The organism is Psychrobacillus sp. NPDC096426 (assembly GCF_044762745.1).
GTDB lineage: Bacteria > Bacillota > Bacilli > Bacillales_A > Planococcaceae > Psychrobacillus.
In genome coordinates, this window is record NZ_JBIWEX010000010.1 from 106,150 (window position 1) to 124,808 (window position 18,659).

Annotated in this window: 12 protein-coding genes; 11 read left to right on the forward strand and 1 reads right to left on the reverse strand. The window is 36.3% G+C overall.

Annotated elements, in window-relative coordinates; genetic code table 11:
* Window positions 1-50 precede the first annotated feature (50 nt).
* Both ACIQYS_RS10670 and ACIQYS_RS10675 read left to right on the forward strand, forming a co-directional pair.
* Window positions 51-2,123, forward strand: a complete 2,073-nt coding sequence (locus ACIQYS_RS10670; RefSeq protein WP_402978934.1) for a methyl-accepting chemotaxis protein — start codon at window positions 51-53, stop codon at window positions 2,121-2,123.
* 760 nt (window positions 2,124-2,883) lie between these two features.
* Window positions 2,884-4,215 carry a hypothetical protein gene (locus tag ACIQYS_RS10675; RefSeq protein ID WP_402978937.1) on the forward strand — a complete coding sequence of 444 codons (1,332 nt, stop codon included), beginning with the start codon at window positions 2,884-2,886 and terminating at the stop codon, window positions 4,213-4,215.
* A gap of 151 nt (window positions 4,216-4,366) precedes the next feature.
* Here ACIQYS_RS10675 and ACIQYS_RS10680 read toward each other — a convergent pair whose 3' ends face one another.
* Window positions 4,367-5,233 (reverse strand): alpha/beta hydrolase, encoded by an 867-nt coding sequence (locus tag ACIQYS_RS10680; RefSeq protein WP_402978940.1) that lies wholly within the window; start codon window positions 5,231-5,233, stop codon window positions 4,367-4,369.
* A gap of 297 nt (window positions 5,234-5,530) precedes the next feature.
* Here ACIQYS_RS10680 and ACIQYS_RS10685 point away from each other — a divergent pair, with 297 nt between their 5' ends.
* The 9 genes from ACIQYS_RS10685 to allB (ACIQYS_RS10725) all read left to right on the forward strand — a co-directional run bounded on the left by ACIQYS_RS10685 (window position 5,531) and on the right by allB (ACIQYS_RS10725) (window position 18,582).
* The gene (locus ACIQYS_RS10685; protein ID WP_402978943.1) at window positions 5,531-6,511 is read left to right on the forward strand and encodes a 2-hydroxyacid dehydrogenase family protein; all 981 of its coding nucleotides are present in this window, start codon (window positions 5,531-5,533) and stop codon (window positions 6,509-6,511) included.
* Window positions 6,512-6,763: 252 nt separating this feature from the next.
* A complete protein-coding gene (gene allW, locus ACIQYS_RS10690; RefSeq protein ID WP_483880185.1) occupies window positions 6,764-8,170 on the forward strand; it encodes an allantoin permease in 1,407 nt (468 codons plus the stop codon).
* 18 nt (window positions 8,171-8,188) lie between these two features.
* Window positions 8,189-9,547 (forward strand): allantoinase AllB, encoded by a 1,359-nt coding sequence (gene allB / locus ACIQYS_RS10695; protein ID WP_402978949.1) that lies wholly within the window; start codon window positions 8,189-8,191, stop codon window positions 9,545-9,547.
* A 43-nt stretch (window positions 9,548-9,590) separates the two neighbouring features.
* A complete protein-coding gene (locus tag ACIQYS_RS10700) occupies window positions 9,591-10,922 on the forward strand; it encodes an allantoinase (RefSeq protein ID WP_402978952.1) in 1,332 nt (443 codons plus the stop codon).
* Window positions 10,923-11,019: 97 nt separating this feature from the next.
* Window positions 11,020-12,684 carry a PucR family transcriptional regulator gene (locus tag ACIQYS_RS10705; RefSeq protein ID WP_402978955.1) on the forward strand — a complete coding sequence of 555 codons (1,665 nt, stop codon included), beginning with the start codon at window positions 11,020-11,022 and terminating at the stop codon, window positions 12,682-12,684.
* 35 nt (window positions 12,685-12,719) lie between these two features.
* On the forward strand, window positions 12,720-13,103 hold the full coding sequence (locus ACIQYS_RS10710) for a RidA family protein (RefSeq protein ID WP_402978958.1): 384 nt from the start codon (window positions 12,720-12,722) through the stop codon (window positions 13,101-13,103).
* A 903-nt stretch (window positions 13,104-14,006) separates the two neighbouring features.
* On the forward strand, window positions 14,007-15,404 hold the full coding sequence (locus tag ACIQYS_RS10715; protein ID WP_402978961.1) for an NCS1 family transporter: 1,398 nt from the start codon (window positions 14,007-14,009) through the stop codon (window positions 15,402-15,404).
* A gap of 274 nt (window positions 15,405-15,678) precedes the next feature.
* A complete protein-coding gene (allW, locus tag ACIQYS_RS10720) occupies window positions 15,679-17,148 on the forward strand; it encodes an allantoin permease (protein WP_402978964.1) in 1,470 nt (489 codons plus the stop codon).
* Between the two features lie 78 nt (window positions 17,149-17,226).
* The gene (gene allB / locus ACIQYS_RS10725; RefSeq protein WP_402978968.1) at window positions 17,227-18,582 is read left to right on the forward strand and encodes an allantoinase AllB; all 1,356 of its coding nucleotides are present in this window, start codon (window positions 17,227-17,229) and stop codon (window positions 18,580-18,582) included.
* The last annotated feature ends 77 nt before the right edge of the window (window positions 18,583-18,659 follow it).

Sequence of the window (18,659 nt, forward strand, 5' to 3'; positions counted from 1 at the left end):
CCCAAAGCCGATACTATCTATAGTCTACACAGATAGGAAGGAATATACTAATGGTAAAAAAAGATAATGAAACGAAGTCAAACTTGTTTTCTTGGATAAGAAATAGTATTTCAACAAAAGTAGCTTTTGCTCTTTTTATAGCTATCATAATCATATTTTCAATTACAGGGTTTCTAATTAACTCTTATACGAAATCAATTTTAGTTCAAAGTGTAGAAGAAAATGTATCGACGAATAGTGACGCAATTGCTGATCAAGTTAATAGTATGTTTGCAAATAAAGGAACAATTGTAAGGCAAATTGCAACAAACCAGGAGATACTAAAATACTTGAATACAGCCGAATCAAGGGATGAAGCAACGACAAACTCGTATTATGATGGGGTTTTAAAATCACTTGATGAGATTGTTAAAACAGATGATGCTATTGCAATGACTTGGGTTGCCAGCAATAAGTCCAATTTTCTAATTGGAAGTAATAGCGTAGTATCGGATCCAAGCTTCGATATTAAAAGCAGACCTTGGTATGAATTAGCCTTAGAGGAAGATGATGTATATTTTACTGAGCCATATATGGATGAAGTGTTTGGAAAAATGATTTTAAGTGCTATGAAACCAATTAAAGATGGCGAAAATACGGTTGGTATCGTTGCGATAGACATATTTTTAGATGAATTACCTCAATTAATGCAATCTTATAAGATGGGAGAAAATGGATATTCATTTTTACTGTCCAACGATGGAACCATACTATATCATCCGAACAGTGAGTTAATACTGAAACAAAAACTTCAATCGCTTTCTGGTGAGATAGGAAATGTGGGTCAGAAAATGGTTGATGGTGAAAAGGGGCTTGAACTAACGCGAGTAAATGATGGCTTAGAATATATTGGGTATTCACCAGTTTCAACAACTAATTGGTCAGTTGGAACATCTATAACACAAGAGGAAGCATTAAGTAGTCTTAACACTTTTACAGTCATGATGATTTTATATTTTGGTATTGCTTGTTTCATCCTAATTGTCTTAGTATTCTTCCTGTTAAAACGTATGTTAAGAGAAATTCCTCATGTTACAAATGTAATGGAGCAACTAGCTTTAGGTAATTTAAGTCAGGGAGAATTAAAATCAAAATCTAAAGATGAAATAGGTAAATTAGTAACATCTACAAACCAATTGAATCAGAACTTGCGAGATATAGTAAGTCAAATCAATACAGTTTCTGAAACAGTAAGTAGCCAAAGTGAAGAATTGACTCAATCCGCAAACGAAGTAAAAATGGGATCAGAACAAGTAGCATCTACTATGCAGGAATTAGCAGCTGGTTCTGAAACTCAAGCCAATAGCGCGAGTGATTTATCATCTGGTATGAATAATTTTGCAGATAAAGTTCAAGAAGCAAATGAAAATGGTTACCGCATAGAAGCAAATTCAAAAGTAGTTTTAAACATGACTAAAGATGGATCTGAGTTAATGAAAAATTCAATTCTTCAGATGGAAAAAATTGATAATATTGTGCGGGATTCAGTCAATAAGGTTCAAGGGCTAGACAAGCAATCACAAGAAATTTCCAATTTAGTAACCGTGATTAAGAACGTTTCTGACCAAACTAATCTTCTAGCTTTAAATGCTGCAATCGAAGCTGCAAGGGCTGGAGAGCATGGAAAAGGATTCGCAGTAGTAGCAGATGAGGTAAGAAAACTTGCTGAACAAGTATCTGATTCTGTAAAGAATATAACTGATATAGTAGGTAACATTCAAAATGAAACGGGTCTTGTATCGGAATCGTTACAAGGTGGATATAAGGAAGTGGAACAAGGAAAAGCACAGATCGAATCAACTGGCGAGACTTTCCATAGTATTAGTGAAGCTGTAACAGAAATGGTTAATAGTATCAAAACTATTGCTGAAAACTTAGCTGAAATTGCAGCAAATGCACAGCAGATGAATGGAGCAATTCAAGAAATTGCTGCGGTTTCAGAAGAATCTGCAGCAGGTGTTGAACAAACATCTGCTTCTTCTCAACAAATAAGCAGCATTATGGAAGAAACAGCTGGGAGATCGAATCAACTAGCGAAATTAGCTGAAGAACTAAATGAATTAGTAAGACATTTTAAGTTATAAATAATCACGGGTAGTTTAATATACTCCACTAACTTCCTATATTAGAATGATAAACAGGTGTGTAAAAAATGCAAGCGGTAGAGGGTGTGAAAATACTTTACGTGCGGCATGTTGTAATAACGTAGTTATAAATTGTAAACTCCACCATTAACTTTTCTATTAATGGTGGAGTTTTTTTAAAAAGAAAAGTTCTTTTAATTAATGAAAACAGACACAAAAAATAATGTGTCTGTTTTTCAATTCAGTACACAATAGGGGGCAGGAATGGCAAGAGGTTGATAGAAACGAAGAGAATCCCCTTATTTTTGATAACTACAGGCCGTTATCAGATGATCTAATATGAAAATTTAGTAAATATTCGTTATATTGTTTTGATAATCTTTACTTTCTAGTTTTATTTGTAAAGAAAAATTGTTCAATTATATCAAATTATACGGGAGAAAAAACAACTTGAAATATCAGAGAGAACAAATAGGCAGGCATAATTACTTTTTTTAAATAGAGTAGTATATGCTATATATATTATTTCATATATTGCAAGATTCTAAAAATATGTAATGGAAGCGTCATTTTTTTTAATCAGAGTAACACAAGATGGTAACAAAGCTTTGGTATATTCAATGCAGGCAGAAGATGGTGCTGCCGGAAAATTTGAGTAATAAACTTACTCGGCTGATTAGGAGGTGAAACGATAAATAACGGAATTTATGAAAAATCCATCCTATCAGTAGAAAAAATACGAATTAGGAGAGATCAAGTAATGAATAAAAAACAAATGGATTCTAAGAAAGTAAATAAAAACTTGTCGAAGAAAGTAGCGCCACTAGTAATGTCAACATCAATGATGGCTGCGACCTTTTTAGCAGCTGGTGCACCTATTTCTGCAGCAGAGCTTGATACAAAGGGAGTAAATCCAGAAGTTATTGAACATGTGAAAAACCATGGTCAGGAAGTATCTTCATTAGCGAAAAGTCTATTAGGCACTCCTGAAAAAGGTAAACTAGTTAGCAAACTTGCTCAAGCTAATTCCAGCAAAACTAATGATGATCCAGATAATAATGATAATATAGATGAAACAAATAACGATGTGCCACAAGAAGGCGAAATAAGTGATGGTACAGCAACTGAAGAAGGAACTGCTGAAGAACAAGAAGTACCAACAGTTAAAAATGGTCAAGTAGCAGATGATACGATAGCAACTGAAGAAGAAGGAACAAAGGAAGAACAAGAAGCACCAACAGCTGAATATGACCAAGTAGCAGATGATGCGATAGCAACTGAGGAAGAAGGAACAGCGGAAGAACAAGAAGCGCCTACAACTGAAGATGGCCAAGTAGAAGAAGGTACAGAAGCAGTTGAAGAAGATGTAGCAGCTGAAGAACCGGAAGCACCAACAATTCAAGACGGCCAAGTAGAAGATGATGCGATAGCAACTGAAGAAGAAGGAGTAGCAGAAGAACCAGAAGAACCGACAGCTGAAGAAGGTCAAGAAGCAGTAGAAGAAGACTTAGCAGCAGAAGATGGCCAAGTAGATGGTTCACAAAATCAAGAAGATGACTCTAGTACATGGGTAGAAGAAACTTATCAATTTATCGGTGCTGGCTATCAAAGTGTTATTGGATATTATCAATACCTAATTGAACAAAATTTAGCTCAATCAAGTGAAGAATCTGATAATGTTGAAGAAATTGATGTAGTATCCGATGTATCTACTGACGTTGGTGAAACAGATACAACAACTTTAGAGGCAGATACATCTCAAGACAGCTCTGTTGATATCGCAGATACAGGTCTAATAAATGATACTGACGTTAATCTAGAAAGCCCAGTCGTTGCAGAAAATAAAGATCAATCTTCTGATATAGAAACACCAGAGCAAGAAACTGTAGAATCAGTGGAAAATACAGTATCCGATCTTGAGGAACCAATACAAACAGTAAATGAAGAAGTAAGTTCGGCTACTGAAACAGAACAACTTAGTCAAAATGAGGAAGAAAAGGAATCCAACCAAATCTCTTTAAAGGATAAAATGATAGGATACTATCAAGACCTAGTAGCTTCATTTGCTAACTTTATGAGCTTCTTAAAATAAAAAGTAATCTGCCTTAAAAGGTTAAGCAGAACTATTTCTGCTTAGCCTTTTTTGCATGGTTGGAGTTGTTGTAAATTACACTCGGAAATCTTAAATGATTGAATAACGAAAGAGGGTGTTCGACTGAGCGAACACCCTCTCTTATTTTCGATCAATTGTCTTCTTGAAGATGCTTTCTTAGAAACTGAATGACATCATCAAATGCATTTTGCACAGTCGCACTCTGCCAATCTTCATCAAAGACATGTTTGCCGTTTGGAATAGTGATTAATTGGTTTTCTACCCCAGTTTTCGTCAATGCTTCGGACATCAATACTGATTGCTCGTATGGGACATCTTCGTCTATTGTTCCATGTAAGAAAAGTGTTGGTGGATACTCCGCATCTAAAGTGTATAATGGGCAAAACGACTGAAGCTCTTTTATGTCCATGTCGCTTATTTTCTCGATCCAGGCACCATTTTGTCTTGCGTACATATAAATGGCATAACGTTTTTGAATCGGTCCAACGGTAATGACTTCATTTGTTACGAGCATATCGGCAAGTTCTTTTGGAACAGCAGTCATTTTTTTATAGTGAGGGCTTGGTTTTAATGCCCACTCCCCAGTGATATCACCGTATCCATAAAACGAGACAATCGCTTGCGGTTTTGTCTCGAATGTTCCAGATAACAGTGCAAGGTAGCCACCAGCAGAGCCGCCGATCACTGCTATTTTTTCTGGATTATAGTCAAACTGCTTTATACCCTCAAACTTTAGCCAGGAAAGTGCGTCCGCAATATCGGTTACTATGTCAGGTATTTTTGTTTCGGGAGCAAGTCGATAATCAATCGAAAATACATTAAACCCTGCCTGCAAATAAAATTTAACTTGTTCAACTTTAATGTCTTCTTTAGATCCCCACAATAGACCGCCACCATGAATATAAACGATGACAGGAGCAAACTCTAGAGTGGTGGGATAAAAATCTGCTTTTATTTCAAATTGTTCACTTTTTTTATAAACGACAGTTGTTTTCATTTGTTGTAACACACACCTTCTATAAAATGATCAAAGTTTTTAATTATTGTTCAGTAATAATACATTATATCATAAAAAAAAAATTGCCTTTAAACATGCAACGAATTAGGAGAATTGCACATAGAAGATGAAAAAAAGCAAAAAAAGCTCATAAACAGATTGAAGCTACTTGGACCGAAAGTAAATATGAAAGGACCTGCTAGATGGTACACCATCTATAAAAGAGTGAATTTAGGGAATATTAATTGTTAGGAAATGATCCTCCTATTACATAAATATTGAAGAGGTGTTTTTAGAATGGCCAAAATTTTAGTTGCAGGGGAAATTCCACAAAAGGGATTAGATTTGTTAGTAGAAAAGCATGAGGTAGAGGTATTCCCTGGTGAAACATTAATTTCTGAAGAAGAATTAGAAGAACGTATTCAAGGTAAAGATGCACTATTAAGTTTATTATCAACACCTGTCACAAAAGAAATTATTGATAAAGCTCCGAACCTGAAAATTATCGCAAACTATGGAGCGGGATTCAATAATGTAGATTTTGAATATGCAGCATCTAAAGGAATCCCCACTACCAATACACCGATTGCCTCTACTGCAGCAACAGCAGATTTAACGATCGCACTATTGTTAGCGGTTGCAAGGAGGGTAGTAGAGGGTGATGAAGTATGTAGAACAGTTGGCTTTAATGGTTGGGCTCCACTTTATTTCCGAGGGCGTGAAGTAACTGGGAAAACAATTGGGATTGTCGGATTTGGACAAATAGGACAAGCAGTCGCAAAAAGAGCTGCAGCGTTTGATATGAAAGTTATATACTACAACCCACGCCGAAAAAGTGAGGAAATAGAGAAGTCTTTAAATGCCACATATGTTTCGTTGGATGAATTATTAACACAAGCTGATTTTATTACACTTAATTGTTCCTACAACCCAAGCATGAAACACATGTTTAGTACGAAACAATTTGACATGATGAAAAAAACCGCCTATTTAATAAACTGTGCACGTGGTCCAATTGTAGAAGAAACAGCTCTAATAGAGGCTTTAAATGAAAAAGTAATTGAAGGTGCAGCATTAGATGTATTTGAATTTGAACCTTCTATTGGAGAAGGTTTGAAAAAACTAAACAATGTTGTTTTAACACCCCATATTGGTAATGCCACATTTGAAGCACGAGATGCGATGGCAGTAATGGCAGCTGAAAACATTGTAAAAGTATTAAATAATGAGGATCCCCTTTATGTAGTGAACGGTGTAAACAAAGTAAAATCCTGTTAAATCTATTGTATTCATATAGTGGAAATAATAACGTTGAAAAGCTCTAGTTCTGAATAGCTCAAATTAGTTTGGGAAAACTATAGAGATGGGCAGGAGTATTGTAATGCAACAACAGAGATAAGTGAGATATCAATAGAGACATCAGTACAGGGTAAGAATACCCCAGAAAAATTAGTTTTCATTAAATTAAAATATCTTTAGGGGGCGAGTCCCATAGAACAGGTAAAGACTCCACCAGAACAAGAACAAACTATTAGTAAAGACTTAATGCCAATTAAGTTGGAGGACCGAAAGTGGGGGATGGGGAACTATTTTGCCCTTTGGATGGGGTCTGTGCATAACGTACCAGCTTATATAACAATCGGAGGTTTTTTCGCACTTGGGTTATCCGTCGGTCAAGTATTTTGGTCAATTATACTTGCAGCCATCATTTTAGGGGCAATTTTATCTATAGGCGGACATGCAGGAACAAAGTATGGCGTTCCTACTTCTATGTTACTTAAAACATCATTTGGTACAAGAGGATCAATGGTCCCTGGTGTAATTAGAGGGGTCATTGCAGCAATTATGTGGTTTGGTTTCCAAACGTATGCAGGTAGTCTTGCTGTAACGATTTTAATCGGGAAACTGTGGCCTGTATATTTAACATTAGGTGGTGATTGGAATTTCTTTGGTTTAAGTTTACCGGGGTTAATTTCATTCCTATTATTCTGGGCCGTAAACGTTATGTTTGTTTATGGTGGAATGGGAATCTTGGGGAAATTCACAAAAATACTTTCTCCAATTATTTATATCGTATTTGGAGGAATGGCCATTTGGGCAATTAATTTAGCAGGAGGCATCACTCCAATATTACAATATGTACCTAAAGGAATTGAAGGAAATGAGTTGATCGTTTTCTTAGGATGTGTAAGTGCTCTCTTAGCAACATGGGCGGCTCCCTCTGTTAGTATTTCAGATTTTACAAGGGAAGCAGTTTCCCAAAAAGTTCAAACAGTTGGACAAATTGCTGGAATCCTTCTTTCGTACTTATTATTTGCCTTTGCAAGTATTGCTGTTATCATCGGTTCGGAAATTGCATTTGGTACCCCTATTTGGAACGTACTTGATGTAGTAGAGAAATTTGATAGCAAATTTGCAATTGCTGTATCCGTATTAACCATTTGTTTGGCAACTTTATCAGTGAATATTACGGGGAATATTGTTCCAGCAGGTTATCAATTAGCATCGCTGTTTCCGAAAAAATTAACATTCAAATCAGGTGCATTTATTGCGGCACTTGTAGGAATAATAATAATGCCATGGAAGCTCATGGAAAACTCAACAAGTATTTTCCTTTTCTTAGGAGTAATTGGGGGATTATTAAGCCCGGTACTTGGTATTATGCTTTCTCACTATTTTGTTGTTGCAAAAAAGCATATTGATATGAATGGATTGTATGGTTCAAGTAACTCTTATAGTTATCAAAACGGGTTTAACATGCAAGCGATTATAACGCTTATCATTGCTGGGGTTATTAGTTTAATTGGTCAATTTGTTCCTGTCTTAAAGCCGCTTTACGATATGTCTTTCTTTACAGGGACAATTATAGCTTTCATTCTTTATTCATTGATCGCTAAAAAACCGACATCTAATCCAGTAGAGGATGAAATATCCTAATATTAGGGAGGAACTGTAATGACGTATGATCTAATTATTAAAAATGGAAATGTTGTATTTCATGATGGAGTCCGTCAAGTCGATATCGGAGTTAAAAATGAAAAGATTACTTGTATAGCTGAAGAAATTACAGATGAAGCAAAAGAAGTTATTGATGCAGGTGGGCAATATGTGATGCCTGGAATGGTTGACACACATGTCCATATTAGTGAACCTGGTCGAACTGAGTGGGAAGGGTTTGAAACAGGATCCAAAGCAATGGCAGCTGGAGGTACGACAAGTTATGTTGAAATGCCACTGAATGCATTACCGGCAACGATTAATAAAGAAGCGCTTGATCTTAAACTAGATGCTGCGGTTAATCAAAACTATGTTGACTATGGTTTCTACGGCGGACTTGTACCCGAAAATCTAGATAAACTAGAAGAATTAGCAGGTGCAGGTGTTCTAGCGTTTAAATGTTTCCTTTCCGATATTACGAGTGATATTCCTGGAGATTTTACTAATGTCGATGATTATACGATGTATAAGGGAATGCAAAAAATAGCAGAATTGGGTGGAATTTTATGTATCCATGCTGAAAACCCATCCGTTACGTCTAAGCTGACTGAAGAAATGATCAGAGAAGGCCGTACATCTGCAGCTGAGTATGTTGATTCACGTCCAATTTTCACTGAAGTAGATGCTGTTCAGCGTGCCATTTTGTTTGCAAAAGAAACAGGTTGTAAATTACACTTAGTACACATTAGTACGTCAGAAGCAGTTCAAGTAATTTTAAAAGCGCGTTTGGAAGGTGTAGATGTAACGGTTGAATCTTGTCCACACTATTTTGCGATGACTGCAGAGCAAGTAGCGGAAATTGGTCCAAAAGCAAAGTGTCAGCCGCCAATTCGAAAAGCAAAAGACCAAGCAAAATTATGGGACGAGTTATTGAATGGCAATATTGACTGGTTAACTTCTGACCATTCGCCGTGTACGGAAGACTTGAAACAAGGAAATATCTTTGAAGCATGGGGCGGAATTAGTGGGGTTCAAAATAACGTTGATTTAATGTTTGATTTAGCTGTAAAACAACGTGGTTTAGCAGTAGAAAAGTTTGTCCATTTAATTGCATTTAACCCTGCCAAACGTTTTAGCTTGCCTTATAAAGGAGAAATAGCTGTTTCTAAAGATGCAGACATTATTTTATTAGATCCGAATCAATCCTATGTTGTGAAGAGAGAAAATCTATATTACAAAAACAAACATAGTGCCTATGAGGGCAGAAAAATTGACTGTCGTGTAACGAAAACGATTGTTCGCGGAAATGTTGTTTTCGATATACAACAAGGAATTGTAGGAGAACCAATCGGAAAACTATTATCTGCTGTAAAATAAAATAGGATTTTGAACTTTTCTTAATAAAGGGAGAGCGACTATCATGACAAATTACGATTTAATAATAAGAAATGGTCACATTGTAACTTCGGAGTCAGTTGCCAAAGGAGATGTTGCAATTAAGGATGGCAAGATTGCCGAAGTATCCATTAATAGCGAAATTAGTGCAACAGCTGCTAACGAAATAAACGCAGAAGGTCTTCATGTTTTCCCAGGTTTAATAGATTCTCATGTGCATTTTAATGAACCTGGTAGAACGGAATGGGAAGGCGTCGAAACAGGCAGTAAAAGCTTGGCTGCCGGAGGAGTAACGACTTATTTCGATATGCCTTTAAACAGTACACCACCAACAATAAATAAAGAAAATTTAGATTTAAAAAGAAAACTTTCCGAAGAGAAATCTGTTGTAAACCCGAACTATTGGGGTGGGCTAGTGCCAGAGAATATTGATAATTTAAAGGAACTTTATGATAATGGTGTCATCGGCTTTAAAGCATTTATGTCGCCGAGTGGTATAGAAGATTTCCATCATGCGGACGATGCAACGCTTTATAAAGGTATGCAAGAAATCGCCTCGATTGGTTCACTACTTGCTGTTCATGCGGAAAGTACAGTAATTTGTGAACAGCTTGCAACGAAGAAGTTGCAAGAAGGGAAAACATCTGCACGTGATTTTGTTGAATCAAGACCGATTATTTCAGAGATAGAAGCTGTTCGAAGAATTATTTCTTATGCGGAAGCAACGGGATGTAAATTGCATATCGTTCATGCAAGCAGCAGAAAAGTCGTTCAAGTAGTGGAAGAAGCAAAACGCAGAGGCGTAGATGTGACAGTCGAAACATGTGCCCATTATTTATCATTAACTGTAAAAGACTTAGAACAAAAAGGCGGTTTGGCAAAATGCGCCCCTCCTTTACGGGATGAAGACGAGTTAGAAGATTTATGGGTGGCAGTTGCTAATGGTGAAATTGATATAATTTCCTCTGACCATTCTCCAGCGCCTGCTTCAATGAAGACGATTACAGATAATTATTTCGAAGGTTGGGGTGGTATTTCTGGTGCGCAATCTACTTTTAATGTTATGCTAACAGAAGGCTATGCAAAGCGTAATCTACCTTTGGAAAAGATTGTTGTTTTAATGGCAACAAATCCTGCAAAAATCTTTGGTTTGCCAAATAAAGGGAATATTGCTGTTGGTTATGACGCAGATTTCGCAATCGTTAATATAAATGAAAGCTTTAGATTAGAAAAAGATGATTTGTTCTATCGTCATCAACACTCACCATATGTAGGCATGACATTTAAAGGAAAAGTGAAGACAACCATCGTAAATGGTAAGGTTGTTTATGAAAACGGTAATTTTCCAAAATCATAAAAGAGTTTATATAGTGTGAGTAATAGGTAATAACGGACTACAAAGGGCTGAGACATTTCTCTGCCCTTTTCCTAGTAGAGAGGAGGAGGAGGGCTATTTGGAAATTCGTGTTGAAGATGTTTTGAAATTACCATCACTCAAAAAGGCAGTTGTATTGAGTGGGGAACAATATTTGCATAAAATTGTTAAAGGGTCAACTATTATGGAAGCTCCAGACATTACTGACTGGTTAATAGGTGGAGAACTAATTTTAACAAGTTTATACCCTATTCGTTTTTTTAACGAGAATGAGCAAAAGCAGTTTATTACGAAGTTAGCCGAAAAAGAAGTTAGTGCATTAGTGATAAAAAATCATCGTTTTGTAAATGAGATTCCCCCATCCATCATCGAGCAAGGGGAAAAATGTAATTTGCCGATCATCCAAATTCCTAAAGAAGTCCCTTATGTTGATATTCTGTATCCTGTGATGGAAGAAATTTTGAATGTTCAAGTAAAAAAGCTTCAATATTATAAAGAAATCCATGATCAGTTTACAGCTTTATCGTTGGCAGATGAAAGTCCAGAAAAAATCATAGAAACATTAGAAAAATTAATTGGAAATCCTGTCGCCTTATTTGACCGAAATTTCTTTTGTTTAGCTTCCACACTCCCATATCTAACTAATTTCGAAATTGTTGAAAAGTATCATCGCTATGACAAGACTGAAGAGATGAAATTTCCACATTACCGTCAAATCGTGAAGTACCTTGAACAAAAAGAGAAGATTGGACACCAAATAGTCGTTCCAATTGAAACGATTAACCATATAAAAACTTACCTATTAATCGGTGAAATGAATAAACCTTTGGAAGAACTTGATTTTATTGCAGTTGAAAATGCTGCAACTTCGCTTTCGCTTGAGTTAGTCAAAAAATTTGCTGTGGCAGAAGTAGACAAACGATTTAAAAATGATTTACTGGAACAATTAATCGAGGGAAAATTACCTTCCAATATTCTTTACCAAGATGCCAATTTAATTGGTTGGGATATAGAAGGATCATTTGCAGTTGTTTTATTGAAAATAAGCAAAAATAATGAAATGTTATCTTCGAAACAAGTGAAACGAGGAATATCCAATGGCAATGAAGAGACGTTGCTTTACGAAGCTATTTATCAGTTTTTACCAAATGCGATTATTGGCAGTAAAAGCGGTTTAAATGTAGTACTTTGGAAAGCCGATATAGAAGACCCGGAATGGTTGATCAAAATGAAAGGAAGAGTATCGACTATAGTAGATTTGGTGAAAAAACAAGATAACGAAATAATTATTCAAGTCGGGATAGGGACGCTATCAGAACATATAAATAATATTTCCGAAAGTTATATAAAGGCTCAAGATGCGTTGGAATTTGGAGAGGTTTTAAATGGTAAAGAATCTATTACATCTTATTCTGAATTAGGGGTCTTTAGGATGCTCGGCCAATTCACTAATTCCGAAGAGTTAAAGACTTTCATTCCACCATCTTTACAAATTCTACTAGATTATCAACAAGCAAATAAAACAGATTTGTTAACTACATTAAAGATTTTTTTACAATGCAATCAAAATGCGACAAAAGCATCCCAACTTCTTTTTATCCACCATAAAACAGCTGTCTATCGTATTGAACGAATCAAGGAAATTACAGGGATGAATTTTGATGACGCTGAAGAAATGTTATTAGTTCAAATTGGATTAAAGATTACTGAACTTCTTGAACGGGAAAAAATCCATAAGTATTAAGTTTCATCATTTTAAAAATTAGGAGTGTTAATCGAATGGTTAGAAAGACGTATAGCGCAAAAAATGTAACAGCATCAGGTCCATATTCACATGCAGTAGAAGCAGATGATTTTATTTTTTTCTCTGGTCAGACAGCAATGAATGCGGAGACAGGAGAAAATTTACAAGGTAATATTGCAGAACAAACAAAACATTGCTTTACAAATTTATTTGAGGTATTAGAAGCAGCAAATCTAACACATGATGATGTTGTAAAAGTAAATGTATATCTAACGGATATGAATAATTTTTCTTCTATGAATGAAGTATATAAAACGTACTTCAACGACCCTTACCCGGCTAGAACTTGTGTTGCAGTTTTAGCATTGCCATTAGGCGCGGAAGTAGAAATCGAAATGATCGCTAAGAGAAAAGCATAGTTATTTGCTCGGCACTGGTAAAGATTCCAGTGCTTTTTCTTTTTATAAACCAAAAGTTTTATTAAAAATGAAGAGCGAAATTATTAGCAAGTATTTCGTAAAAATAATCCAGTAAATAGGTAAAATCAATCGAATGGTCATTGAAGCAACTAAATTAGCAAGAAAGCAACAATTTGTGTACGGAAAATCATTTCCCAGATCAAGAGTTAAATTAAAAGGAGGCAACCATTAATTTGTAAAATATATTATTAGATTATTAGTGACTTAGTGAAGCTCATGTTCACTGTTTAATAAGCAACTTTTTTCATATAGGGATGGCTGCCACTTTTGGATTCGTGCAGCGGTTCTAATATTTCTTATTGGTTTGTTTAACTAAACGCAAATTAGCTAGCATATTTTGTTGATTGAAGCGGAAAGCGTCCGCCCTGGAGCGGAAACCCTAGCGGTAACTTTTTTAAGGCGCATTATCCCTATTATGTAAGTCATTCCATTCATCGTTTCCATTTACTATTTCGGGGTAGAGAAAGGTGCTAACGCTTTTGTTCATTTTGACAACCAATTTCCTGTATTTGCTAATAATTTATTGTTCATTGTGCACAAAAGATTGTTCAAAGAAGCTGTTATTGTAACATTTGTTATGCACTGTATATAGCGAGCGCTTGTACATTTTGTTTAATAGACATAAAGACCATCCTAATAAAGCTATGTATAATAAGTGTTGTTCGAAAGAACACGTTTTCGATAGATAATAAAGTTGATCTAATGTAACTCGAAATTATTTAACTTATTAAAGTGAAACTGCCTATGTGTAATAATCATATAGGAATAGGTTAAACTTTTATTTTATCGTCTAGAATAAACGTCGCTGAAAAATACATCATACGATAAAAAGGAGCATGGCATATGTCTAAAACAAAAGAAATTCACGATACAGAAGTGACGCAGATTGAACTTGCCTCTGGATTGGATGAATCACTACATCCGAATACCGAAAAGGATAGAGCCGTTAAGCCAAGAGACTATGTTTTCATGTGGATGGGCGATGGGGTTAACATAGGAAATATGACGTTAGGGGCAAGTGTAATTATTGCGGGAGTAGCAACGTTAAACATCTTTCAAACAATGCTGGCAGCCCTGATCTCAATTGGGATCATTTCAACTATTTTCGCCTTAAACGATCGACTAGGCTATAAATCAGGTATACCATACGTTGTACAGCTTAGAATGTCTTTCGGAATAAAAGGAACAGTTATATCATCATTACTACGTGGTATACCTGCTATTGTCTGGTACGGTATTCAAAGTTGGATTGGTGGTACTGCATTAAATGAGTTTATAAAGATTGTTACTAATGGATCATTTGATAATGTTTTTGTTTGCTTTGTAGCTCTTCAACTAGTTCAGATTGTTATATCACTATTCGGCTTCCATGCGATTAAATGGGTAGAGACGGTTGCAGCTGTTATTTTCATGATAGGACTAATTTATGTTTTTGGAATTCTTGTAACGTCATATGGCACAGAGATTACTCAAACTTGGGTACAAGCAGAAGGAAATTGGGGATTACCGTTCTTAGCGCTTATTATGGTCTTTTTAGGGAATTATGCAGGGATTTTTGTAAGTGCTGCAGACTATTCAAGAGAGCTGAAATCGGGTATAAGTGATAAGAAGCGCGGAGCATTATACTTCCTCCCAATTACTTTCTCATATGGTTTCGTTATTGTCATTGGTGCAATGTTAGCTGCTGCAACAGGTATAACGAATCCTGCAATAGCACTTCCAGTGGTAATCGACAATCCTTATATCTCTGCAGGTGTATCTCTATTTATCGTCATTACAGTAATTGCGACAAACATGGTAGCAAACGTCGTTCCACCAGCGTATGTTATTACATTATTGACAAAATTAAAATATAAAGTTTCTGTAACGATTACAGGATTGCTTGCTCTATGTGCATTCCCTTGGTTGCTTGTACAGGAGTCATCAGCTGCAGGTCTTAATATGTTCGTACTAATCTATTCCGCATTTTTAGGGCCGGTTATTTCGATTCTGTTAGTTGAATATTATATTTTAAGAAAACAGAGAGTAAATACTGCAGATCTATACAATGAAGAAGGTTCTTATGCCGGATATAATCCAGCAGGTTTGCTTGCGATGTTTATCGGTGCAGCCGCTGCCTTTATAGAGGTAGAGTTGGCATGGATCATCGGTGTAGTAGTGGCAGGGATAGCTTATTACCTTCTATCGAAATATGCCTTTAAGGGTTCAAGTTTCAAAAAAGGGACGATTTTTGAGAAATAAATATTTTTTCTGAAAATAACTCGTGGGGAATATGTCCTCATGAGGTATTTTCGTTGTTCGATTTGCACAATCGTTTGTATAAAGTGCACATAATGCTCTCCTTACTTATTCACTATAAATAATAGCAATTGATTCTTTTGGTTAACTAACCTAAAGAAGTATAACTATTTTTTTTGTATAATGATTGTTGTTCACTATTCGGATATTGCCGATGAGCCTATTGTTTAAACAAAAGTCTCGATAGTTAGTGGCATCATGTAAGGAGGAAGTTTTTTTGAATCATTTTAATAGAGAGAAAGCGACGGCTGCCGGCTATAGTAATGATGTTTTGCCGACAAAAGAAGTCGATAGAAATTGGGGAATAGGAAATTTTTTCACTGTTTGGATGGGCTCTGTTCATAACATTCCAAACTATATTGCCATTGGCGGTCTTTTTGCTTTAGGAATGTCAGTTGGTCAAGTCTTTGGGGCTATTATGGTTGCCTCTGTAGTCATTGCGTTGATGCTCGTTCTTAACGGTCATGCAGGATCAAAATACGGATTGCCGTTTGCGATGCTGTTGCGTTTATCATATGGACCGAAAGGAGCAATGATTCCTGGAGTTTTAAGGGGAGTTATTTCGGCGATTATGTGGTTCGGATTTCAAACGTACGCAGGAAGCCAAGCATTATCAATCTTAATTGGAAAGCTTTGGCCGACGTATTTAACGTTAGGCGGAGATTGGAGCTTATTAGGATTATCATTGCCGGCATTACTTTCGTTTTTAATATTTTGGTTATTTAATGTTGCTTTGATTTATGGTGGTATGGGGTTCTTAGGTAAATTTACTAATATCCTCTCGCCGCTTGTTTATATTGTTTTTGGTGGAATGGCAATTTGGGCCATTAACTTAGCAGGTGGAATTGGCCCTATTTTAGCGTATACCGGCTCGGGAGTTGCAGGAAATAAAATCATTATTTTCTTCGCGGCTATAACAGCAGTGATTGCAGCGTGGGCAGCACCGATTGTAAACGTTTCAGATTTCACGAAGCTCGCGAAATCTACGAAAACGCAAGCAATTGGACAAACTGTCGGACTTGTTGTGGCATATCTTTTATTTGCGATTGCGAGTATCTCGATTATTGTTGGATCTGAAATCGCTTTTGGGACACCGATATGGAACGTACTTGATGTTGTAGCTCGGTTTGACGGGACGTTTGCCATCGCTATTTCCGTTCTTACTCTATGCTTAACTACATTATCAGTTAACGTTACCGGAAATATTGTACCTGCCGGTTACCAATTAGCGTCCTTATTTCCAAAAAAACTAACTTTCAAATCCGGTGCAATCCTTGCCGCAATCATAGGAATTCTCACTATGCCATGGAAACTGATGGAAAGTGCAACGAGTGTTTTTACTTTCTTAAATGTTGTTGGTGGGATATTAGCTCCGGTTACTGGAATCATGTTGGCTCAATATTTCATCATATCCAAAAAGAATATTGATTTGGATGCATTATATGATGCCAAAAAAGGAAGGTACCATTATTCAAAAGGTTTTAATGTAAATGCGATTGTAACTACAATTATTGCAGGCGTCGTTTGTTTGATCGGCAATTTTGTTCCCTTTTTAAAACCACTTTACGATATGTCTTGGTTTGTAGGAATCATTACTGCCTTTATTCTTTACACGGCGCTTGAATCTGCGCGTTCAAAAGGAACTTTGTTAGAAAAAACTCCAGAATTAACTAAGGAAAATAGTTAATAAAAGAATTGTGCGAATGAATGTTTGGTCTGAAAAATGGTAAGTTAAAAATTTTTGATAGCTGAGAGGGGAATTCAAATGGTATTTGATTTAGTTATTAAAGGCGGGAATGTTGTATTACGTGATGGTGTTTATAAAGTTGATATCGGGATTAAAGATGAAAAGATTTCTTGCATTGCTGAACATATTACGGATGATGCAAAAGAGGTAATCGATGCAACTGGACAATATGTTATGCCAGGAATGATTGATACACATGTTCACATTAGTGAACCTGGACGTACAGAGTGGGAAGGTTTCGAAACGGGATCGAAATCGCTAGCTGCTGGAGGAACAACTAGTTATGTAGAAATGCCGCTTAATGCCTTGCCAGCAACAATCAATAAAAGAGCATTAGATCTTAAGCTAGAAGCAGCTGTTAACCAAAACTACGTTGATTACGCATTTTACGGTGGACTCGTACCGGAGAACCTGGACAATCTAAAAGAATTAGCTGACGCTGGCGTTCTCGCTTTCAAATGCTTCTTATCCGATATTACAAGTGATATTCCGGAAGATTTTATAAATGTAGATGATTACACATTATACAAAGGTATGCAAAAGTTAGCTGAATTGGATCAAATTCTTTGTATCCATGCGGAAAATGCGTCTGTTACATCTGGACTTTCTAAAGAGTTTGCGAGGGAAGGCAAAAACTCTGGTGTAGAATATGCAGAGTCGCGTCCAATTTTTACAGAAGTGGAAGCAGTCAGCCGTGCGATTCTTTTTGCTAAAGAGACTGGTTGTAAATTGCATCTTGTTCATATTAGTACTTCAGAGGCAATCCAGACTATCTTGAAAGCACGTGCAGAAGGTGTAGATGTAACGGTTGAATCATGCCCTCATTATTTTGCCTTTACTGCCGAGCAAGTTGATGAAATCGGTCCTAGAGCAAAATGTCAACCTCCAATCAGAAAAGCAGAAGACCAAGCAAAATTATGGGACGAGCTGCTGAATGGGAATATTGATTGGTTAACATCTGACCATTCACCTTGTACGGAGGACTTAAAGCAAGGAAATCTTTGGGAAGCTTGGGGCGGAATTAGCGGTGCGCAAAACAACGTCGATCTTATGTTTGACTTGGCTGTTAAACAACGTGGATTAGCCGTTCATAAATTTGTTGATTTAATTGCAACGAATCCAGCTGAACGTTTCAACATTTCCCATAAAGGTGAAATTGCCGTTTCAAAAGATGCTGATATCATTTTAGTAGACCCTAACCAGTCATATACGGTTAAAAGGGAAGACCTTTACTACAAAAACAAACATAGTGCATATGAAGGTAGAAAAATTGACTGCCGCGTAACAAAAACAATTGTTCGAGGAAATGTTGTATTTGATTTAGAAAATGGAATCGTCGGAGAACCAGTTGGAAAGTTAATTTCTGCTAACTAAATGGTTCATTCAATCCCTTTGTCATTGTCAAATCCGGCAATGGCAAAGGGATATATATATACTTGGAGGAATGACAG